This window comes from Frankia sp. R43, from assembly GCF_001306465.1.
GTDB classification, from domain to species: domain Bacteria; phylum Actinomycetota; class Actinomycetes; order Frankiales; family Frankiaceae; genus Parafrankia; species Parafrankia irregularis.
On the sequence record NZ_LFCW01000002.1, the window covers coordinates 11,620 to 32,433 of the forward strand.

A 20,814-nucleotide genomic window follows, 5' to 3' on the forward strand; every position below is an offset into this window, starting at 1 on the left:
GCGAACCAGCACACGTACGCCAGCACCAGTAGTGATCTTCTCTGGGGGAAGACCCGGTACGTCACAGCGGTGACGTACCGGGACACCACGGCTTCCGAGCCCGCCAGCCGGATCGAACCGTCACCCGGCTCGAAACCATCACCCGCGAGCGGACTCCCGCTCCGATCAGCTCACCGTCGGCTGATCAGCTCTCGGCCGGCTCCGTGCGCGTCGCACCTTCGGCCCGCGCCACATCCTCGCCAGCCTCCGCCGGCTCGGCCGATTCAGTGCCCTCCCGCAGCAGCTCGGGCTTCTCCTGCAGCAGGCTGGCCAGCAGACCGTTCACGAACGCGGGCGACCGCTCGGTGGAGATGGTCTTCGCCAGCCGCACCGCCTCGTCGATCACGACGCCGTCCGGCACGTCGGTCCGCCAGAACAGTTCGAGCACCGCGATCCGCAGGATGTTGCGATCGACCGGAGGCATCCGGTCGATCGCCCACCCCTGCGCATGGCTGGCGATATGGCGGTCGATGTCGCCAAGATGCGCGACCACGCCCTCGACCAGGTCGGAGGCGTAGTCAGGCACCGGGGGGTCGGACTGCGCACGGCGGGCGGCCAGGGTCTCCATCGGCCGCAACGACCGCATGTCCGCCTCGTAGAGAATGTCGAGCGCGCGCTTTCGCGCCTTGGACCTGGCGCTCAGTTCGTCACCCGACCGAGGTACCGACCATCGCGGGTGTCGACCTTGACCTTCTCACCCTTGGCGATGAACAGCGGAACCTGGATGTTCGCGCCCGTCTCGACGGTCGCGGGCTTGGTCCCGCCGGTCGACCGGTCACCCTGGACACCCGGGTCGGTCTCCGAGATGATCAGCTCGACGCTGGCCGGCAGCTCCACGTACAGCGGTGCGTCGTCGTGCAGCGCCACCGTCGCCGTCGTGTTCTCGAGCATGTAGTCCGCGGCGGTGCCCACCACGTCCGGCGGGACCGGAATCTGCTCGTAGGACTCACTGTCCATGAACACGAAATCCGCGCCATCCCGGTACAGATAGGTCATCTCGCGACGGTCCACCGTCGCTACCTCGACCTTGACGCCGGCGTTGAAGGTCCGGTCGACGACTTTGCCGGAAAGCACGTTCTTCAGCGTCGTCCGGACGAACGCCCCGCCCTTGCCCGGCTTGACGTGCTGGAATCCGACGACGTTCCACAACACCCCGTCGATGTCGAGCGTCATGCCGTTCTTCAGGTCGTTCGTTGTCGCCACTGCGCGTGTCTCTCCGTTCCGGTCGCCGCCCGGTCGATCGATCCGTACTCGATCGCCAGCCTGTCGCTCGTCACCGTTTCTGGCCGCGGCAAAGTCTACAGATCCGGATCGCCACTGCCGCACAGGCCAACTGGTGGCGCTTCGAGAGCTGGCGGCCGGTTCGCCCGCCGGACCGCTCGCTCCCAGTCCGCTCGCCGTCAGTCCGCTCGCGTCAGGCCTCCACCACGGGCGCGCTTCCCGCCGCGACGGCCCGATACGCTGCGATCAGGTGCTCCGGCTCCGGATCGTCGAACGACCGTGCCCGGCCCAGTGCCTCCAGCACGACGAAACGCAGGCGGCGCCCGCGTGCCTTCTTGTCGACCCGCATCGCGTCGAGCAGGCTCGGCCAGCGGTCCCCGCGGTACTCCACCGGCAACCCGATCTCCCGCAGCAGCTCACGGTGGCGCGCGGCGGTGGTGTCATCAAGGCCCGCGACCCGCCGGGAGAGCTCCGCGGCGAACACCATCCCGACCGAGACCGCGGCGCCGTGACGCCAGGTGAAGTTCTCGATCTTCTCGATGGCGTGCGCGAGGGTGTGACCGTAGTTGAGGATCTCCCTGCCCCCGGCCTCCCGGGGGTCCCCGGACACCACCGCCGCCTTGACCCGGATCGAACGCTCCACCAGCTCGGGCAGATGCGCCGCCCCGGTCGGATCGGCCTCCAGCAGCTCGAGGATGCGCGGGTCCGCGATGAAACCCGCCTTGACGACCTCGGCCAGGCCGGCCTGGACCTCCACCGCGGGCAGCGTCGTCAGCGTCGTGAGATCGCAGAGGACACGCAGCGGCTGGTGGAACGCACCGACCAGGTTCTTGCCCGCATCGATGTCGATACCGGTCTTGCCACCCACCGCGGCGTCGACCATCCCGAGCACCGTCGTCGGCACCTGGACCACGTCGACACCGCGCAGCCAGCCCGCGGCCACGAATCCGGCCAGATCGGTGGTCGCCCCACCGCCGAGGCCGACGACGAGGTCGTCCCTGGTGAAGCCGAGGCGCCCGAGGGTGTCCCAGCACTCACCGGCGACCCGGAGCTGCTTGGCCTCCTCGCCGTCGGGCACCTCCACCGCGTGCGCCTCCGCACCCGCCTGCGCGCGCAGCGCGGCGACAACGGTCGTGGCGGTGGCCCGCAACGCACGTGGGTGGATGACCGCGACCCTGGTCCGCCCCGCGGCGACCACATCCAGCTCGCCGAGCACCCCTTCGCCGAGCACCACCTCGTAGGAGCGGTCGCCGGCCGGGGCGACCTCGATCCGGACCACATCAGAGACCTTCGTCGCCGGCATCAGCGGCTCATCCTCCCCGCGAGTTCGACCAGGATCGCCGCCACGACGTCCTCGACCTCGAGGGCGCCGGTGTCAACCGTGAGGGCGGCCACCTCCTCGTAGAGCGGGCGCCGGGCCTTCAGCAACGCGGCCAGCCGGGTACGCGGACCCTCGACGAGAAGAGGCCGGTCACGGGCGAGCCCCACCCTCCTGGCCGCGGCGGAGGCGCTGACATCGAGGTAGACGACCCAGTGCCCGGCCAGCTCGGCGCGGACGTCGGCGTCGAGCACCGCCCCGCCGCCGAGCGCCAGCACGCCGGTGTGCTCCGCCAGGGCCGCCAGCACCGCGGACCGCTCGGCCGCGCGAAAGTACTCCTCGCCGTGCTCGACGAACACGTCGGAGACACTCATCCCGAGGTTGGACTCGACGTCCAGGTCGGTGTCACGGAACTCCACGCCGACCCGCCGCGCGAGCGCCACCCCGACCGTGCTCTTCCCCGCGCCCGGCGCGCCGACCAGGACCGCGAGCGGACCCGGACGAACCTGCTCCGTGGAGCCCACGGCCGCACCCGCCGCCGCCCCGCTGCCGGCCACCTCGCTACCCGCCTCCCCACTGCCGGCCACCGCGCTGTCCGTGGCCGCCGGGGCCTCGTGCCCGGTTCGCATCGTCAGCGCACCGCCAACGACTTCAGGTAGCCCTCGCAGTTGCGCCGGGTCTCCTCCACGGAGTCCCCACCGAACTTCTCCAGGGCCGCGTCGGCCAGCACCAGCGCCACCATCGCCTCCGCGACCACCGCAGCCGCGGGCACGGCGCAGACGTCGGACCGCTGGGCGATGGCCACCGCGGGCTCGCCGGTGGCCACGTCGATCGTTGCCAGTGGCCGCGACAGCGTCGAGATCGGCTTCATCGCCGCGCGAACCCGCAGTGGATCGCCGGTCGTCATCCCGCCCTCGACCCCGCCGGCCCGGTCGCTGGCCCGCCGCACCCGCAGGCCGGGCCCCTCGACCGGCTCGATCTCGTCGTGCGCGACCGACCCACGCCGCCGGGCGGTGCGGAACCCGTCACCGAACTCGACGCCCTTGATGGCCTGAATGCCCATGAGCTCGGCCGCGAGCCGCGCGTCAAGCCGGCGGTCACCGTGGACATAGCTCCCCAGCCCCGGCGGGCAGCCATAGGCGAGCACCTCGACGATGCCGCCGAGCGTGTCCGCGTCGCGGTGCGCGGCGTCGATCTCGGCGACCATGCGCTCGCTGGTGGCCGGGTCCGCGCAGCGCACCGGGTCGGCGTCGACCACGCCGAGCGAGACCGGCGGCGGCGTGCCCGGCGGGACCTCCACCGCGCCGATCGCCACGACGTGCGAGACGATCTCGATGCCATATGCCTGGCGCAGCAGCGCCTTGGCGACCGTGCCCAGCGCCACCCGCGCCGCGGTCTCCCGCGCGCTGGCGCGCTCCAGCACCGGCCGCGCGTCGTCGAAACCGTACTTCTGCATGCCGGCGAGATCGGCGTGACCCGGCCGCGGGCGGGTCAGCGGCGCGTTGCGGCCCAGACCCGCCAGCTCCTCCGGGTCGATCGGGTCGGGCGACATCACCTGCTGCCACTTCGGCCACTCGGTGTTGCGAACGACAATGCTGACCGGCCCACCGAGGCTGACCCCGTGGCGAATGCCACCGAGCATCTCGACCTCGTCACGCTCGAACTTCATCCGCGCGCCACGGCCGTGACCGAGCCGGCGGCGGGCGAGCTCGTCTCCGATCTCCGCGCTGGACACGCGGATCCCCGCGGGCAGCCCCTCCACTGTCGCGACCAGAGCGGGGCCGTGGGACTCCCCCGCCGTCAACCAGCGCACCATGGGACCAGTCTTTCACGGCGCTCAGCCGAGGGACGACCGCCCGATACCGCACATAGCCGGACTGACCAGGTAAATCACACAGACCAATCCGTCGGGGCACCCGTCAGCCTGCCGGGCCCCAGCCCGTGCCGAGCACCGCGACCAGCGCCCCGATCAGCAGAAACGGCCCATAGGCAATCGGATCACGCCGGGACACCCGCCGCAGGATCAGCAGGGTCAGCGCGGTGATCCCCGCGGACATCGTGGCCGCGACCAGCCAGAGCGCGACCGCCGGCCAGCCCAGCCAGCCCAGCGCGAGCCCGAGCAGACCAGCCGTCTTCACATCCCCGCGACCGAGCCCGCTTCCCGGCAGCAGGTACAGCACCCCGTACGCCAGCCAGGCCGCGAAGCCCGCGAGCAGCGCCCGTGACAGGCGGTCCGGGGAGCCCTCCGCCACCGTGGGAACGACGAGCAGTGCCGCCAGCACCGCGTACGACGGCAGGACGATCCGGTCGGGCAGGCGATGGACCCGCAGGTCGACCGCGGCCAGCACGACGCCGACGACCGCCAGGTACAGATAGGCGGGCAGCCGGCCCGTGTGCGGATAGACGGCCGCGCCGACCGCCGCGAGCACCGCGACGGTGACCACCCCGAGCGCGAGCCGGTCGGGCACCGCTCGCCGCGGCGGCACACCGTCCACCGGCCCGAAGGCACCGACGACCGACGGAAGCACGGGCACCGGCAGTGCCGCGCAGACGACGGCCGCAGCGGTCACCGCGGCCGTCATCGCACTCATCCGCCAGAACCCGGACCGGCGGCCACCGGATCACCCGCCGGACCAGCCGCCGCACGGTCCGCGTCCGTCCCCGCGGCCAGATCCGTCCCCGCAGCCAGATCCGTTCCCACCGCCGGGCCGGCGTTGCGCGCGGACAGGGCGGCGAGGCCGGCGGCGAGCAGAACACCCTCATCCACCGCGCAGCCGGTGAAATGTCGCACCTGGCCGACCGCCTGACCGGCCAGAACCTCCAGGCCGCCGATGACCCGGGCACCGGAGCGGTACGCCGACGCGGCCAGCGCTGTCGGCCAGGGGTGGTAAAGCAGCTCCAGCAGCGGGCAGGTCACCGGCCACGCCTGGCGGGCCAGGGTGTCGGTCACACCGGCCGGAGTCGTCGAGATCACCAGATCCGGGCCGGGCGGCACGCCGCCCGAGAGGATTCCCCAGGGCAGCGGCGTCACCGCGACTCCGAGCCGGGCACCGATCCCGACGAGCTCCGCGACCGCACCCGGGCGGCGGGCCACGATGGCGACCCGGGGTGTCCCCGCCCGCGCGAGCGCGGCGACGACCGCACGGGCGGTCCCGCCCGCCCCGAGCATCAGCGGCTGGAGCGGAACCGCCCGGCCCAGGAGCCGACGCAACGCGTACCCGACCCCGTCGACGTCGGTGTTGAACCCGGCCAGGTGGCCGTTCGACCGCACGACCACGGTGTTCACCGCGCCCAGCAGCGCGGCGGTGGGATCGACCTCGTCGAGCAGCTCGACCGCCGCCGTCTTCAGCGGCATGGTCAGCGAGACACCGGCCCAGCCGGGCTCGTCGCGCAGGCGCCCGAGCATGGCCGGCAGGCCGGCCTCGTCACATTCGATCGCGGTATAGGTCAGATCGAGACCGAGACGGGTGTAGGCGGCCATGTGCAGCGTCGGCGAGAGGGAGTGCCCCACCGGCGCACCGAGCACCGCCGCGCGGCGAGCGACCGGGCCCACCCCGATGGGCGCCGCGCGGTCGCCTGAGCTGATCGCCACGGTCTACTCCGATCCTCCCTGGCGGCGGTACTCCGCCATCGCCTCGTCGAACTCCGCCTGGGTGGCGGCGAACCTGGTCTCGTGGGTCTGGGGCATCGAGACGAAGTAGAACCAGGGCCCGTCCGCCGGCTTCAGCGCCGACTCCAGTGCCCAGGTGCTGGGGCTGGCGATCGCTCCGGGCGGGAGCCCCTGGACGGCCCGGGTGTTGTACGGGTTGTTGCTGCGCAGCTGCTCCTGGGTGAGCCTGCCCTCGTACTCGTTCAGTGCGTACCGGGTGGTCGAGTCCATGTCGAGCCGCCGGAAGCCGCCGGATTCGTCCGCCAGCCGGTTGTAGATGACCCGGGCGACCTTGGGACCCTCGTCCTTGTTCGCGACCTCCTTCTCGATGATGGAGGCGATGATGACGATGTCGTGCGGCGTCTCACCCAGCGCCCTGGCCTGGGCGACGAGATCGGTCTTCTGCGCGTAGGCGTTGAACCGGGCGACGGCGTCCTTGAGCACGTCGATCGGGTCGGTGCCCGGGGCCACGTCGTACGTGGACGGGAAGAGGTAGCCCTCCAGCGAGTTGCTCGCGTAGTCGGGCAGCCCCAGCGAGCTGGGATCCTTGGCCAGCGCCTCCAGCTCGGCCATCGGCCGGCCGGTCCGCGCGGAGAGCTCCTGGAGGACCTTCCGGACCGTGTCCCCAGGGTTGATGGTGTAGCGGAACAGCGCCGAGGACGCGTCGTCCAGCAGCGCGTCCAGTGCCGAGGCCGCGCTCATCTTCTCGCGCAGCCGGTAGGTGCCCGGCTGGATCGACAGGGCTCGGCTGTCCTGGGTCGCCACGTTCACGAAGGCCTGCCGGCTCGCCACCACATCTGCCTTGACGAGCGTCGCGGCGATTTCGGACGAGGTGGCACCCGCGGGGATCTGGATGACGACGATGCCCTCACCGCCGCCGGCGTAGTCCGCGGCGGGCTCGCCGCCGATCCGGCCGATGACCTTGCCGACACCGATGATCCCCGCTCCGAGAAGCACGGCGACCACGACCAGGACGCCGATGAGCCGCGGCAGCGCGCTGCCCGACCGGCGCTCCCGGGCGCCGTCCGGCCCACCGCGACGGCGGCGGCCGGAGCCGCGACCGTCGCCGGACGGGTCGTCGTCGTAGCCGTTCTCACCGTCGTAGGACCCGTCATCGTCGTAGTCGTCGCCGTCGTAGCCCTCAGCGCCGTCGTAGCCGTCGTAGGGCCCGTCGTCATAGCCGTCGACGTCGTCGTAGGGCCCGTCGCCGCGGACGCCCCGGCCACCGGCGGCGGCTGACGCGGCCTGCGGGCCGGTTCCCGGCGCCGGCCGACGCTGACCGGGCCCGGACGCCGCACCGGCGCGCCGGCGCCCCTCGCGGCGCCGGAGCTCCTCGAAGTCGTCGTACTCGTCGCCAGCGGCGCCGCCGAACAGGCCGTCGAATCCGTCCGCGCCGCGGCTCACACCGAATCCTGCGGCCGCGCGGCACCGTCCGGCGCGGCCCGGCTGGCCGCTTCCCGGGCCCGGCGGATGTCCAGGTGGTGCTGGAGGATCTGCACCGCTGCCTCCTGATCCACAAGCTCACGACGGGCCCGCGATCGCAGTCCGCGCTCAGCCATGCGGCGATGAGCCACGACCGTGGTGAGCCGCTCGTCAACGAGACGGACCGGTACGGGCGCGACACGCGTCGACAGCACCTCGGCGTACTGCCGTGCGCGGCGGACCGCCTCACCCTCCTCACCGGAGAGCTGACGCGGCAGACCGACGACAACCTCGACAGCGTGCCTGTCCCGAACGATGTCGGCAAGCTCGTCGACGTCCTTGTGACGACGACCTGACGCATCCCGACGCAGCGTGGTGACCGGCACGGCCAGCAGACCGTCCGGATCACTTGCCGCGACCCCTACCCGCACGGAACCGACATCGACGCCGATCCGGACGCCTCGGCCGGGTTCCTCGGCGCGGGGCGGCGCCTGGTCCGCCTCCCGCGCCGCGCCGGGGCCAGCCTCAACCCCGGCACCGGCGCCGGCACCAGCGCCGGAGTCGGGCGCGGCAGCGGGGTCAGGCCCGGGCACCGGGGTGTCGCTCACGCGCCCTGGTCGGCGACCAGCTCGCGGATCCGGGCGAAGACCTTCGGGATCATGGAGGCGTCGCCCCGGCCGCCCTGCGCGACATCGGGCTTGCCGCCGCCCTTGCCCCCGAGCGCGGCCCAGGACTGGCGGATCAGGTCACCGGCGCGCAGACCGCGCCCACGGGCGGCGTCATCGGTCGCCACCACGATGGCAGCCCCGTCGGCCTCGGTCACCACGACGACCGCCGGGCGCCCGGCCAGCCGGCCCCGGATATCCAGCGCCAGCAGCCGGACGTCGTCCGCAGATGTGCCGGCCGGCGCCTGGGCCGTCACGAGCGCGACCTCGCCGACGGTCTCCGCGCCGGCGGCGAGCGCCGCGGCCCCGGCCAGCACGGCCTGCGCCCGCAGCCGCTCCAGCTCCCGCTCCGCGTCGCGCAGCCGGCCCACGATGTCGGCGACCCGGTCGGTGAGCTCGTCCGGACGGGCCTTGAGCGCGGTCGACAGCTGCGAGACGAGCACGTGCTCACGGGCCAGGAACCGGAAGGCGTCGATACCGACCAGCGCCTCGACCCGGCGTGTCCCGGCGGAGATGGAGGACTCGGACAGGAGCTTGATCGCGCCGAGCTGGGCGGAGCTGGACACGTGCGTGCCACCGCACAGCTCGCGGGCGTAGTCGCCGACGTCCACCACCCGGACCTGGTCGCCGTACTTCTCGCCGAACAGCGCCATGGCGCCCAGCCGGCGGGCCTCCGCCTGGGTGGTGACGTACCAACGAACCTCCAGGTCGCGCAGCGCGACCTCGTTGACCTCGTCCTCGACGTCGGCGAGGACCGAGTCGGGCACCGCGCCGAGGGCATGGAAGTCGAAGCGCAGCCGGCCCGGCGAGTTCAGCGAGCCCGCCTGGGTCGCCGACTCGCCGAGCGCGCGGCGGAACGCGGTGTGGACGAGGTGCGTGGCGGTGTGCGAGCGGGACACCGCACGGCGCCGCTCCACGTCGACCTCGACGGCGACGTCCGCGCCGACCCGCAGTTCCCCGCGCAGCACCTTCACCCGGTGCATGACCAGGTCGGGCACCGGCCGTTGGACGTCGAGGACCTCGCACTCACCGCCGTCGAAGCGGATCACACCGAGGTCCGCCTCCTGGCCACCGCCCTCGGCGTAGAAGGGCGTCGTGTCCAGGACGATGCCGACCTCGTCGCCCTCGCCGACCGCGACCCGGCTGCTGCCGTCGCCGATGCCGACGATGCCGACGACGCCGGACTCCCGTGTCAGCTCGGTGTAGCCGGTGAAGGCGGTGGGCCCGGAGGCGGCCAGAATCGGGCGGAACGCCGACAGGTCGAGGTTCCCGATACGCCGGGAGGCCCGGTCCGCCTTCGCCGCCTGGCGCTGGCGTTCCATGAGCCGGCGGAAGCCGGCCTCGTCGACGGTGAGCCCCGCGTCGGCGGCCATGTCGATGGTCAGGTCGATGGGGAACCCGTAGGTGTCGTGCAGCCGGAACGCGGACTCGCCGCTGAGCTGCGCCGAACCGCTGGAGCGGGCCTGGGTCACCGCGGTGTCGAACAGCGTGGTCCCGGTCCGCAGTGTCTCCAGGAAGGCGGTCTCCTCCGCGACCGCGACCGCGGTGATCGCCTCGGCCTGGTCGACCAGCTCCGGGTAGATCGGCCCCATCGCCTGGCGGACCTCGGCGAGCAGCTCCGCCATCACCGGTTCGCGGGCGCCCAGCAGGCGGGCGTCACGAACCGCCCGGCGCAGCATCCGGCGCAGCACGTAGCCGCGGCCCTCGTTGGACGGGGAGACCCCGTCCGAGATCAGCATCGCGGCGGTGCGGGTGTGGTCGGCGACGACCCTCAGCCGGACGTCCGCGGCCGGGTCCGCGCCGTAGCGGGCACCGGTGAGCCGGCCGGCGGTGTCCAGCACCGGGCGGGAGATGTCGATCTCGTAGAGGTTCTCGACGCCCTGCAGGATGGTCGCCATCCGCTCGAGACCCATGCCGGTGTCGATGTTGCGGGCCGGCAGGTCCCCGACGATCTCGTAGCCGTACTCGCTGCCCTCACCTCGCGCGTACTGCATGAACACGAGGTTCCAGATCTCCAGGTAGCGGTCCTCGTCCGCCTCCGGGCCGCCGTCGCGCCCGTATTCGGGCCCGCGGTCGAAGTAGATCTCGCTGCACGGGCCGCACGGGCCCGGCACACCCATCGACCAGAAGTTGTCCTTCTTGCCCCGGCGCTGGATCCGCTCGGCGGGCAGCAGGGTGCGCCAGATCGACTCGGCCTCGTCGTCGTCGAGGTAGACGGTGGCCCACAGGTCGTCGGGGTTGAAGCCGTACCCCTCGGTGACGAGCTCGAAGGCGAACGGGATCGCCTCGGCCTTGAAGTAGTCACCGAAGGAGAAGTTCCCGCACATCTGGAAGAACGAGGCGTGCCGGGCGGTGCGCCCGACGTTCTCGATGTCCACGGTCCGCACGCACTTCTGCACGCTGGTCGCGCGGCTCCACGGCGGGGTGAGGTCGCCGACGAAATAGGGCTTGAACGGCACCATGCCGGCGTTGACCAGCAACAGCGTCGGGTCCTGCGCCACCAGGGACGCGCTCGGGACCACGGTGTGACCCCGCTCGGAGAAGTGGTTCAGAAAGCGGCGGCGGATCTCGGCCGTGTCCATCGGTTCACGTCGTCCAGGGTTGTCGGGATGTGTCGGCCGGCCAGGCGACCGGTGCCGGCTCCGCAGCCGGGATCGGCCGCCGCCGGATGGGAGATCAGGGCCTGCGTGCCCCCGGCACCAGGCGCATCGTCTGCTCCGGATCAAAGCCGACGGGCGCCGGGGCGGTGAGGTGCTGACCGCTTCCGGACGGCTCGCCACCAGCCAGGTCACCCGGCTGCCCGGGCGCCTCAGGCTCGTCGAGACCCAGTGCGGAGCGGATCTCCTCCTCCCGTTCGGCCATGGCCTGAGCCACGTCGGCGGCGAACTCCCGCATCGACTCTACGAGAGACCCCGCCAGGCTCGTCGGCGAGAGCGCCGACACGGCGCGAGCCGCCTGCCGCACCACGAGGACACCCGTGGCCGCGCCCAGCGCGACGTAGAAGACCCGGGTGACCATCAGCGCCCACCGCCCCGGCCGTCAGCTCCGACCGCGGTGGTCTCGGGCGCACGCCGGGCCGACCGCCGCTGCGCCTTCTCCGCCTTCATCTGGGCGGAGACCCGAGCCGTGACGTCCGCCTTCGTCCGCTTGGCGACCGCCTGGCGCACGCCGTAGCTGAACGCGGCCACCCGCACCACGGGACCGCCCAGCGTCGCGGCGAAGATCGACGTCAGGGACGAGACGTTGGTGGTCACCGTCTGCACGTTCGCCGTGATCGCGTCGATCCGCTCCAGTTCCTTGTTCACATGGGCAAGCGCGACGTTCACCTCGTCGACGGTCGCTCCCGCCTGCCGGACCCGGGCAGTGCCCTCGTCGATGACCACACCGGTCTGCCGCACCCGGGCAGCGGCCTCGTCGAAGATCTTGCCGAGCTTGAACAGGACATAACAGGCGAAGAGCACGAGCACCGCGAACGCCCCCGAGGCGATCAGGCCCGCGACCGCACCACCGGACATGTACTTCGCCTCCATTGCTTTCGGTAACGCCTTGCCCAGACGGCGCCCGCCGTCTGGATGACGCCTGGCCGTGCCCCGCCGAATCACACCTCTCACGGGTGACGTCGAGGTGACCGCACACCCGCCCTGAGGCGCGCCTGCGGCCGGACGGGTCCGACCGGCGTGCCGATGCTGCTCGTCAGTGACCTTACCGACCAGGGCGCGCAGACCTCCGGTAACCCCCGGGCCGTCCGTGTCCGTCCCGGACCGGGCAAGGCGGGGCCCGCTGTTCAGCCCGCCGGGTCCACCGGGGGCCCGGGAGGGCGTCCGCGCAGGACGCCCCGCAGGAACTCCACCCGCTCGGTGGCCCGCCGCTCGAAACCGTGCCCGGTCGGGCGGTAGTAGTCCGAGCCGGCGAGGACGTCCGGTGCGTACTGCTGACGGACCACCCCGTCCGGGTAGTCGTGCGGATACCGGTAGCCCGCGCCGTGGCCCAGTCGGGAGGCACCGCGGTAGTGGGCGTCACGCAGATGCGGCGGAACGGGACCGAGCCGACCCGCCCGCACGTCGGCCGTGGCGGCGTCGATCGCGGTGATGACCGTGTTCGACTTCGGCGCGAGCGTCAGGTGGATCACCGCCTGGGCCAGCGCGAGACGGGCCTCCGGCAGCCCGACCAGCTCCAGGGCCTGGGCGGCCGAGACCGCGACACCCAGGGCACCCGGGTCGGCCATACCGACGTCCTCACTGGCCAGGATGATCATGCGGCGGGCCACGAACCGCGGATCCTCACCCGCTTCGAGCATCCTGGCCAGATAGTGCAGTGCCGCGTCGACGTCGCCGCCACGCATCGACTTGATGAACGCACTCACCACGTCGTAGTGCTGATCGCCCTCCCGGTCGTACCGGACCGCCGACCGGTCGACCGCCCGTTCCAACAGCTCCAACCGGAGCGGGACCGCTTCTCCAGCGCTGTCACCACCACCGGTCGTGTCGATGTCGGCGTCGGAGTCGGCGTCGGCGTCGGCGTCGGCGGCACCGCCGGTGTCGGCGTCGCGGGCCGCGGCCAGAGCAGCCTCCGCTCCCGCCTCCAGCGCGGTGAGCGCGCGCCGGCCGTCACCGCCCGACAGCCGCACCAGGTGGTCACGGGCTTCCTCGGTGAGCGTGAGGCGACCGCCGTACCCGCGCGGATCGGCGACGGCACGCTCGACCAGATCCGCGATGTCCGCGTCGGACAACGGTTCGAGCGTGAGCAGCAGCGACCGGGACAGCAGCGGCGCGACGACACTGAAGAACGGATTCTCCGTTGTCGCGGCGACAAGGGTCACCCAGCCCTTCTCCACCGACGGGAGGAGGGCGTCCTGCTGGGTCCGGGTGAAGCGGTGCACCTCGTCGATGAACAGGACGGTCCGCACACCCGACATGAACAGCGTGTCCCGGGCCTCGTCGATCACGGCCCGGACATCCTTGACGCCCGCGGTGACGGCGGACAGCTCCCGGAACCGGCGGCGGGTGGCCCGGGAGACGATGTGCGCCAACGTGGTCTTGCCCGTCCCAGGCGGCCCCCACAGCACGACCGACGTCGTGCCACCGCCCTCGACCAGACGACGCAGCGGGCTGCCCTCCGCGAGCAGGTGGCGCTGCCCGACGACCTCGTCGAGACTGCGCGGACGCAGCCGGGCGGCGAGCGGGCCCGACGCGGCCAGCGTGTCCGTCACGTCGGCGTCGAAGAGGCTCACTCACGTACCGTACGGCCCGCCAGCCCGCCGCTCGTTCGGCGATCAGGAACCGGATGGGTAGGCGCCGGCCGTGCCGGTCCATTCCGTCGACGGCCGCACACCGGCCGGATCGACTCCCTGCGACCAGTCGGGCCGATCCGGCCAGGCCGGCTGCCCCTGTGCGCTCGGCTGCCCCTGTGAACGCGGCTGTACCGGTGCACTCGGCTGCACCGCGACCTGCGGCGGACCGGGTCGCTCAGCCCAGGCAGCCGGCTCGACTCGACCAGCCGGCTCGGTTCGGCCATGCTGCCCCGCTCGGCCATGCTGCCCCGCTCGACTGTGCTGCCCCGGTCGACCAGGCTGCCCTGCCGAGCCGGACCACGCCGCCGGACCGGACCGCGATGCGCCGGAATCCGCCCAGGACGACGGCGCCGCGTCGGGTGCCGCCGGGGCGGCGGGCCGACCACGGCGATGCTGGCTCTCCCGGTCCGCCCGCGCCCGCGTGAAGGGGTCGGTATATGTCACCCCGCCGAGCGCCGCGAAGATCACGACCGCGAGCACCGAAAAAGCGATCACACAGACCAGCAGGGCGAGCGTGATCGGGTCCGCACCCGATACCGGTTCGGGAAGGACTGTCGCCGAAACCCGCGTCGCAGCCATGGCCGTGTAGTGCATTCCGCACACCGCCACGGCCATGATCGCTGAAGCGACCACCACATGCCAGGCGGTCACCACCTGGAACGCGATCCACAGCGCCGCGAGCGCGGCACCGATCGCGATGGCGATGGACAGTGCCACCAGCGTGGGCCGATAGGTGACCTCGCTGCCGACGTGCATGGCCGCCATACCGGTGTAGTGCATGGCGGCAACGCCGAGACCCGCGATCACTCCCCCGGCCACCAGGCGCAGCACGCTGTCCGGACGCCGGGCGACCACGGAAAGGCCCACCGCGGAGAAAACTATCGCGATCAACAGCGACAGGCCGGTGAGCGGCATGTCGTAGCGTGGGTCACGATCCGCGACCTGGTAACCGATCATCCCGATGAAGTGCATGGACCACACCGCGCCGCCGCCGAGCGACACCGCGGCCAGCGCGGTCCAGGTAAGCCGGGCACGGCCGACCGCATAGGGCACACGCATCGAGCAGACCAGCGCGGCGAACGAGCCGATCGCGGCGAGCAGCACCGAGACCGCCACAAAGAGCAGGTCCTGGCTCGCATGTTGATGGGCGACCTGCGCCGTGATCAATTGTTCCCCCCATAGGGCAAGCGAAAAGACGCCCATTCCTAACACAGGTTCTCAGATAGCGGCAATGAGTCATCTGATTATGCCCAAGTGGTGCACTTGACTACTTTCCGTGACACCGGTGATCAAATTAGGGACTTCAGTCCTACCGACGACACCCCAGATGACCCTTGCATGGAGATCATCCGTGGCGCGACCCCGAAAATATAGTCACCCAAGGTAGCCATTAACTACTCTTCGCAATCATCGTGCGGTCTGAACTCCGTCTGCCGTCAGGGGACGTCGAATGTTTTTCACACGCACCCGGGCAGGGTATTCATAGCAGCATTGTTCAGCGCCACCCGAGCCGCCACGGGCGACGTTCCGTCGACAACCACCGAATCCGGGCCTGAAATGCGCCGCGACCGGGTGCGACAGGCGGTGGGGGTGCGCCCCCGGTCGCGCGTATTGGCCGCCGCGGAGCGGTCGGGGATTTGCGACATGAAGCGACATGTGGGATGCGCCTGGCCCAGAGGTGCCAGCCGCGTCCGCGTTCGCCGATGGGATGGGACACACGTCCAGAAGGACGTCGCACCGAACCGGCCGACCTGCCACGCCTCCCCAAGCGGGCCACCGGGTGCTGGTAGAAGCCAGCATCGCCAGTGGAAACCGCAGAGGTAGGTGCATTCCCTGCTGCGCGTGCATCGTCCGGTGACGCTTCTGGGCCACCATCGCACCGACCGCAGGACCTGCGCAGATGGCAATGAGTCGCCTGCTGCGCCCACACGGGTAGCTGCAATCGGTTGACTGGAGGCCCTTATCTGGAACACGCTGCCGAGGCCGGGGGGCAAAGGCCAGCGCCGGGAACCGGGAACTCTCCGGGGGCGGCGTGGAACACAGCCGGAAAGGAAACTCATCACACTGTGGGTGTCACCTGGCCCCGACCGCGACAGCGCGTCAGCGGCGAGGATGACAGCCCGCCGTCGGAGCAGTCATGGCCGCGTCGGAATGTCCACGCGGGCTAACGAGTACATCCGGAGGAAGAGCAGTGTCTGACGGTCTATCGCCGATCAGCCGGAATGCTGTGCCCGGCGCCCTCCACGGTCCGGTACGAAGCACTCCACGCGGGGGGGCACCAGTATCCGCGACGGGCATCGGTGGGCACGCCACCGGTGGTCGGCCCACCACGAACCGTCGTCCCATGCCCGGGCATCGCCCCGGCGGCCATCACAATGGCGGGCACCTGGACAACGGCCACCACCTCGATGACGGTGCCGTCAGTCTCGCGGTCGGCGGGCCCGGGGAGTTCACCTCCAGGCTGGGCCAGCGCACGCTCGCGTCCAGGCTGGCCCGCACCATCGAGCTGGAGATCATCCGACGCGGCTGGCCGGTCGGGGAGGGCCTCGGCTCGGAGGCCCAGCTCATGGAGCGCTATCAGGTGGGCCGGTCAGTGCTGCGGGAAGCGGTGCGGCTGCTGGAAAGCCGCTGGGTCGCGCGGCCCCGTCCGGGCCCGGGTGGTGGTCTCGTCGTCACCGCCCCCGACCATGACGGTGTCCGTGACGTCGCCCGGGTCTACCTGGACTTCGCCCGGGCCCGGCCTGAGCACCTCTGCGAGACCTGGTCGGCCCTCGAGGCGGTCGCCGTCCGCAGGCTCTCCGAGCAGATCGACACCGCGGGCCTCACCCGGCTGCGTGGCGCGCTGGAGCCCACCGCACCCGGCGCCAGGGCCGCCAGCCCACGGGCCCGCTCCCGATCGGTCGGCGCACGTTCCGGTCCGGTCACCGCGGGAACGCCCGGCGAGGCGTCCGTACTGCTGCACCTGGAAATCGCCCGGCTCGCCGGCAATCCGGCAGCGGAGTTGTTCATCCGGGTGCTTGCTGACCTCGCACACCCGCATGACGAGACCGAGCGGCTCGGGCAGTGGTGGCAGCACCCGCTTCACGCCGAGATCGTCGACGCGATCACCCGCGGGGAGGGCGCTCTCGCCGAGCACCTCGCCCGTTCGTGCATCCGGCGACATGTCGAAGAGGCAACAGCCCACAGGCACTGACATCGATGTCAGGTTCCGATGGCCACGCCATCGGCCCGCTCCCGGACAGGCGTTTTTGCGGACGCCGAATGCAGTTGTCTTCCGATGGCATCGAAGCGTGCCACCCGTCGTGGCCGGCAATGCGGACCACGACGGGTGGCACAGCCGGCCATGGTGCGCGAACGAAGCCCCCGAGCCGCGACGAGTAGTTCGCGGCACGGAGGCTGGTTCGGTGCCACGTGTGACGTGACGCGCCACCGATGTCGCAATCACCGGTGACATCGGTTGCCGGGCGGCGTGCCGGCCGCGGTGAAGCGGCCGTCGCGGCGAACAACCGGTCGTCGGACGACTGTTTTTTCCGACCGGCAGTGCCACCCGGCCGCGGTACCGGCTGCCGGGTATCCACGGTGCATTCACGAGCGGTGCGCCTTTTCCATCTCACGGGCCCGTGGTCCAGGGTTGCCATCGCGAGGCGGGGTGGGGCGGCGCGGCTACGAGTCCGAGGAGCCGAGAATTCTGGCTGTTCCAGCCACCAGAATCCTCAGGCCCTGCCCGACAGCAAACCGCGGGTCGAGGCGAGGCGGGACCATGTGTCCGAGGAGCCGAGAATTCTGGCTGTTCCAGCCACCAGAATCCCCAGATCTTGCCCGGCAGCAAACCGCGGGTCGAGGCGGGGCGGAACGACGAAAGGCCTCAGCTCTTCGAGTCACGACCGTGGTGTGATCAGTGCGTATGCACCAGGCGGTCAGCCGACGGCCCGGTGCACGCGCACCAGATCAGCGAGGTCCGGCGAGACGACGGCGAGCAGCTCGCGGACGCGGCCCGCGGCCGGGGCCGCCAGGCCGTCGTAGACCTCGGCGAAGACAGTCCGAGCCTCGCGCCGCGGCCAGCCACCGGGAAGGAGCTCGATCGGCAGGTCCGGATCGAGGGTGGGGAAACGAGCCCAGGACTCCATCACCGCGGTACGTGCGGCCAACGCCTCGGCACCGTGGACGCCCCCGCTGCGGACTCGTTCCAGCAGCGGCTCGTAGGCGCTGATGAAATCCTCGTAGGCGCGGGCCAGCTCGCTGAGGTCCCAGGCGGCCATGGGCGGGCGCGGGTCCGTACGGCGGGCCTCCGACGTCGTGATCAGAACGGTCGAGGCCGTGACGCCCAGCTCCGCGAACACCCGGCGCGCCGCCTCGCCGACAAGGCGCGGTGTCACCCACATGCCGTCATAGAGCGGGGCGAAGCCGAGCCAGCGCAGCCTCGCTCGCACCGCGTGCCGGACGTCCCGCTGCCCCTCGGGGATCGAGAAGGACGCCACCGTCCAACGCCCATCCCACGGATCGTGGCGAAGGCCGAACGTGAGGATCCGGTTCATCGACACGCGGATGGCCGCGCAGGCGTCCGGAGCCAGACCGTAGTAGGTGTTCCGCCCGATCCTGGAGGACTCGAGGAGACCACGCCGGGACAGCCGACTCAGCGCGGCTCTCGCCCCGACCGTGCTGACCTCGAAATCCGCGAGCAGGCTGACGAGCACGACGGACGGGATGTGCTCGAGACGGTCGACCCAGTAGTCCCCGAGCAGGGTTGTCAGCAGATGCTGTGGCTGCGCTCCGGCCTGCACACGGGGCAGATCGACGAGCTCGGCCGGTGGTACGTGCACCAGACTCTCGCTCGCCAGCTGAAGATGGGGCCCTCGGACAGCGGAGAGCCGGCCACGACCCGGATCGCGGTCGCGACCAGCAAGCCGCGTAGGCGCTGTCACGTCATCAAATTTTACGAGCCCTCCGGGGCGTTCCGTGCCCTTGGTCCGGATCTCCTGTGGTCTCGGTGCCATCGGTCACCGAGAGCGCAGCGCATCGGTGCGTTCCGCGACCGTGTACGGGCTCTGAAGCCGCCTGGTCACCGCCACCGGTGGTGGCCTGATTCGTGGCCTTGTTTGCGGCCCGGTCGTGGCCCGGGTCGTGGTTGGGACGGACCACGACCCGGGCCGGGAACCCGCCGGAGGGTGGGGGGATACCTCCGCCGGGTGGGCCGGGGATGCCGCTCGGACCGACTCCCCGAGGACATCACCGCCGCCCTAAGCGAGCCTTAAGAGCAAGTCAAAAGAGCCTTGGGCCGGCCGGAGCGTCACGCACTGTTGACCTTGCCGATGAGCAGCGTGACCGACGCGACCCTCCGCGTGGGCGACATCGACCTTTAATGGAGTCGATGTCTACCGACCGCTACATCGAGCGCGTTACGTCCCGGGAGGCGACGGTGAAGCGGCCCGCCACGATCCGGGAGGTCGCGGCGCTGGCCGGCGTCAGCGTCAGCACGGTCAGCAACGCCCTGGCGGGCCGCCGGTCGGTGAGCGGCGAATCCAGCGCACGGATCCGGGCGGCCGCACATCGGCTCGGCTATCGGCCGGGCGCAGCAGCCACCGGCGCGGCCCGGACCCAGACCCGACAGGCGATCGGGCTCATCGTCCCCGACGCCCGGAACCCCTTCTTCGCACAGGTCGCGCACGGGGTCGAGACGGTCGCCCAGTCGTTCGGCTGGGCCGTGTTCCTCGCCAGCACCGATCTCGACTCCGCGCGGGAGGCCGACTACCTCGACCGCCTGGCGGGTGCCGCCGACGGTGTCCTGGTCTGTTCGACATCCGGCCAGGCCGATCAGGTCCAGCACCTGGTGGACAGCGGTGTCGCGGTGGTGGTGTGCGACGAGCGCCTGGCCGTGCGGGGCGCTGGCGGGGTCTTCTCCGACGACGAGGAGGCCGGCCGGACAGCGGCCAGGCACATCCTCGACCGCGGAGCGCGCCGCATCGCGATGATCCGCGGCCCGGAGCACCTCGAGACCGCCCGCGCACGCCGGTCCGGCTTCCGGGCCGAGCTGGAGGTCGCGGGGCGTTCCCTGCCCCCCTGGAGGTCCCTCGCGAGCGACTACACGATCGATGGAGGACGCTGGGCCGCCGACCAGATCCTCGCCTCGGATCCGCGGGTCGACGCGATCTTCTGCGCCAACGACCTCCAGGCCGTCGGCGCCGCGCGGGCGATGCGCCACGCGGGCCGCGGGGTACCCGAGGACGTGCTGGTGATCGGCATCGACGGGATCGCCTGGGCCGAGCTCACCGAGCCGTCCATCACCTCGGTGAGCCGCCACCCGCACCAGCTGGGAGCCGAGGCCGCGCGGTTGCTGATCGAGATGGTCGGCGAGGACGCCCACGCCCGCGAGCTCATGCTGCCCGTCTCACTCGTCCAACGGGACAGCACGCGCCGAGTCGGCGGGAACGGTCGAACGGGCTAGTCGGCCCAGTCGGCCTAGACGGGCTGTGCGGGCTGTGCGGGCGAGGGTGCGGCGCCCGTGGGCCGGCGCCGAGGCCGGAGGAGGCGGTGGGAGCAGTCCACCAGATGGCGATGGAACTGTTCGTCGTCCAGCGCGGTGACTCGTGGGTCGAGCCCCGCGCCGCGTAAGCCGGCCAGCAGCATCCCCGCCGCCATCAACGCGCCGACGTCCGGACGCGGGCCGGTCAGTAATGTCATGAGGCGCTCCGCCAGTGCGGGATAATCGGAGCGGTCACGCAGAATTGCCGCGCAGGTCGGATCACCCTGCATCAGGCCGTACAACGGCCGATTTTCGATGACCAGATCGGCGAGGCCACCGATCACCGCCTCGACCTGTGCGGATCGTGACCGCTTGCTCTCCGCGACGGCGGCCACCTCCGCCAGCTGATCGAGCGCCGGCCGGACCACCGCGAGCACGATCTCGTCCTTGCTTCTGAAATGGTGGTAGACGGCGGCTTTGGTAACGCCCATCGCGTCCGCGATCATCTGGAGCGAGGTTCCGCTGACGCCTCTGTCGGCAAACAGATCCAACGCCGTGGCGCGCAGCTTCTCCCGACCGGCGCTCACTCCGTCCCTGTGATCGACCAGCTCGACCGCCATGATCTTCCTCTCCCCACCGATCAGGAAATGTGCCCGGCCCGGCCCACTCCCGCCGGCACCGCGACCGATCCCGCAGTTCACGGACCTGTCCAGGCGAGATCGGCGGGGCCCATTGTGGCGTACCACCTGC

General features: G+C 71.5%; 18 protein-coding genes. 2 read left to right on the forward strand and 16 right to left on the reverse strand.

What is annotated here, in order from left to right; translation table 11 throughout:
- Window positions 1-184: 184 nt before the first annotated feature.
- The 14 genes from nusB to ACG83_RS07775 all read right to left on the reverse strand — a co-directional run bounded on the left by nusB (window position 185) and on the right by ACG83_RS07775 (window position 14,771).
- Window positions 185-682: a transcription antitermination factor NusB gene (gene nusB, locus ACG83_RS07710; protein WP_076833167.1), complete on the reverse strand. Its 498-nt coding sequence runs from the start codon at window positions 680-682 to the stop codon at window positions 185-187.
- Entirely contained in the window at window positions 679-1,242 is a 564-nt protein-coding gene (gene efp / locus ACG83_RS07715) for an elongation factor P (protein ID WP_054565519.1), read from the reverse strand. The genes nusB and efp overlap by 4 nt, the downstream gene beginning before the upstream one ends.
- Window positions 1,243-1,453: 211 nt before the next feature.
- Entirely contained in the window at window positions 1,454-2,563 is a 1,110-nt protein-coding gene (gene aroB / locus ACG83_RS07720; protein ID WP_054565520.1) for a 3-dehydroquinate synthase, read from the reverse strand.
- A complete protein-coding gene (locus tag ACG83_RS07725) occupies window positions 2,563-3,207 on the reverse strand; it encodes a shikimate kinase (RefSeq protein WP_083473085.1) in 645 nt (214 codons plus the stop codon). Before ACG83_RS07725 ends, aroB begins: the two co-directional genes overlap by 1 nt.
- Window positions 3,208-3,209: 2 nt before the next feature.
- On the reverse strand, window positions 3,210-4,394 hold the full coding sequence (gene aroC / locus ACG83_RS07730) for a chorismate synthase (RefSeq protein WP_054565521.1): 1,185 nt from the start codon (window positions 4,392-4,394) through the stop codon (window positions 3,210-3,212).
- 103 nt (window positions 4,395-4,497) lie between these two features.
- Entirely contained in the window at window positions 4,498-5,160 is a 663-nt protein-coding gene (locus ACG83_RS07735) for an A24 family peptidase (RefSeq protein WP_054565522.1), read from the reverse strand.
- 5 nt (window positions 5,161-5,165) lie between these two features.
- Window positions 5,166-6,170 (reverse strand): shikimate dehydrogenase, encoded by a 1,005-nt coding sequence (locus ACG83_RS07740; RefSeq protein WP_054565523.1) that lies wholly within the window; start codon window positions 6,168-6,170, stop codon window positions 5,166-5,168.
- A 3-nt stretch (window positions 6,171-6,173) separates the two neighbouring features.
- A complete protein-coding gene (gene mltG, locus ACG83_RS07745; RefSeq protein WP_054565524.1) occupies window positions 6,174-7,631 on the reverse strand; it encodes an endolytic transglycosylase MltG in 1,458 nt (485 codons plus the stop codon).
- A complete protein-coding gene (ruvX, locus tag ACG83_RS07750) occupies window positions 7,628-8,257 on the reverse strand; it encodes a Holliday junction resolvase RuvX (protein ID WP_235497773.1) in 630 nt (209 codons plus the stop codon). The genes mltG and ruvX overlap by 4 nt, the downstream gene beginning before the upstream one ends.
- The gene (gene alaS / locus ACG83_RS07755; RefSeq protein ID WP_054565525.1) at window positions 8,254-10,896 is read right to left on the reverse strand and encodes an alanine--tRNA ligase; all 2,643 of its coding nucleotides are present in this window, start codon (window positions 10,894-10,896) and stop codon (window positions 8,254-8,256) included. The genes ruvX and alaS overlap by 4 nt, the downstream gene beginning before the upstream one ends.
- Window positions 10,897-10,990: 94 nt before the next feature.
- Entirely contained in the window at window positions 10,991-11,332 is a 342-nt protein-coding gene (locus ACG83_RS07760; protein ID WP_054565526.1) for a DUF6167 family protein, read from the reverse strand.
- A complete protein-coding gene (locus ACG83_RS07765) occupies window positions 11,332-11,829 on the reverse strand; it encodes a DUF948 domain-containing protein (RefSeq protein WP_006540096.1) in 498 nt (165 codons plus the stop codon). The genes ACG83_RS07760 and ACG83_RS07765 overlap by 1 nt, the downstream gene beginning before the upstream one ends.
- A 269-nt stretch (window positions 11,830-12,098) precedes the next feature.
- The gene (locus ACG83_RS07770; protein WP_054565527.1) at window positions 12,099-13,544 is read right to left on the reverse strand and encodes a replication-associated recombination protein A; all 1,446 of its coding nucleotides are present in this window, start codon (window positions 13,542-13,544) and stop codon (window positions 12,099-12,101) included.
- A 42-nt stretch (window positions 13,545-13,586) separates the two neighbouring features.
- Entirely contained in the window at window positions 13,587-14,771 is a 1,185-nt protein-coding gene (locus ACG83_RS07775; RefSeq protein WP_235497774.1) for an MHYT domain-containing protein, read from the reverse strand.
- 1,177 nt (window positions 14,772-15,948) lie between these two features.
- On the opposite strand from ACG83_RS07775, the gene ACG83_RS07780 reads away from it, so the two are divergent.
- Window positions 15,949-16,797: a FadR/GntR family transcriptional regulator gene (locus ACG83_RS07780; RefSeq protein WP_226931346.1), complete on the forward strand. Its 849-nt coding sequence runs from the start codon at window positions 15,949-15,951 to the stop codon at window positions 16,795-16,797.
- 724 nt (window positions 16,798-17,521) lie between these two features.
- Here ACG83_RS07780 and ACG83_RS07785 read toward each other — a convergent pair.
- Entirely contained in the window at window positions 17,522-18,424 is a 903-nt protein-coding gene (locus tag ACG83_RS07785; RefSeq protein ID WP_054565530.1) for a PaaX family transcriptional regulator C-terminal domain-containing protein, read from the reverse strand.
- A gap of 548 nt (window positions 18,425-18,972) precedes the next feature.
- Here ACG83_RS07785 and ACG83_RS07790 point away from each other — a divergent pair.
- Window positions 18,973-20,046 (forward strand): LacI family DNA-binding transcriptional regulator, encoded by a 1,074-nt coding sequence (locus ACG83_RS07790; RefSeq protein ID WP_235497775.1) that lies wholly within the window; start codon window positions 18,973-18,975, stop codon window positions 20,044-20,046.
- A gap of 14 nt (window positions 20,047-20,060) precedes the next feature.
- On the opposite strand, the gene ACG83_RS07795 is transcribed toward ACG83_RS07790, so the two are convergent.
- Window positions 20,061-20,684, reverse strand: a complete 624-nt coding sequence (locus ACG83_RS07795) for a TetR/AcrR family transcriptional regulator (protein ID WP_054565532.1) — start codon at window positions 20,682-20,684, stop codon at window positions 20,061-20,063.
- Window positions 20,685-20,814 lie beyond the last annotated feature (130 nt).

Excerpts from the sequence above, each read along its gene's own strand:
- aroB (WP_054565520.1), bottom strand. The coding sequence starts at position 2,563 with ATGCCGGCGACGAAGGTCTCTGATGTGGTCCGGATCGAGGTCGCCCCG.
- ACG83_RS07725 (WP_083473085.1), bottom strand. The coding sequence starts at position 3,207 with ATGCGAACCGGGCACGAGGCCCCGGCGGCCACGGACAGCGCGGTGGCC.
- aroC (WP_054565521.1), bottom strand. The coding sequence starts at position 4,394 with ATGGTGCGCTGGTTGACGGCGGGGGAGTCCCACGGCCCCGCTCTGGTC.
- ACG83_RS07735 (WP_054565522.1), bottom strand. The coding sequence starts at position 5,160 with ATGACGGCCGCGGTGACCGCTGCGGCCGTCGTCTGCGCGGCACTGCCG.
- alaS (WP_054565525.1), bottom strand. The coding sequence starts at position 10,896 with ATGGACACGGCCGAGATCCGCCGCCGCTTTCTGAACCACTTCTCCGAG.
- ACG83_RS07760 (WP_054565526.1), bottom strand. The coding sequence starts at position 11,332 with ATGGTCACCCGGGTCTTCTACGTCGCGCTGGGCGCGGCCACGGGTGTC.
- ACG83_RS07765 (WP_006540096.1), bottom strand. The coding sequence starts at position 11,829 with ATGTCCGGTGGTGCGGTCGCGGGCCTGATCGCCTCGGGGGCGTTCGCG.
- ACG83_RS07780 (WP_226931346.1), top strand. The coding sequence starts at position 15,949 with ATGCCCGGGCATCGCCCCGGCGGCCATCACAATGGCGGGCACCTGGAC.
- ACG83_RS07790 (WP_235497775.1), top strand. The coding sequence starts at position 18,973 with ATGTCTACCGACCGCTACATCGAGCGCGTTACGTCCCGGGAGGCGACG.
- ACG83_RS07795 (WP_054565532.1), bottom strand. The coding sequence starts at position 20,684 with ATGGCGGTCGAGCTGGTCGATCACAGGGACGGAGTGAGCGCCGGTCGG.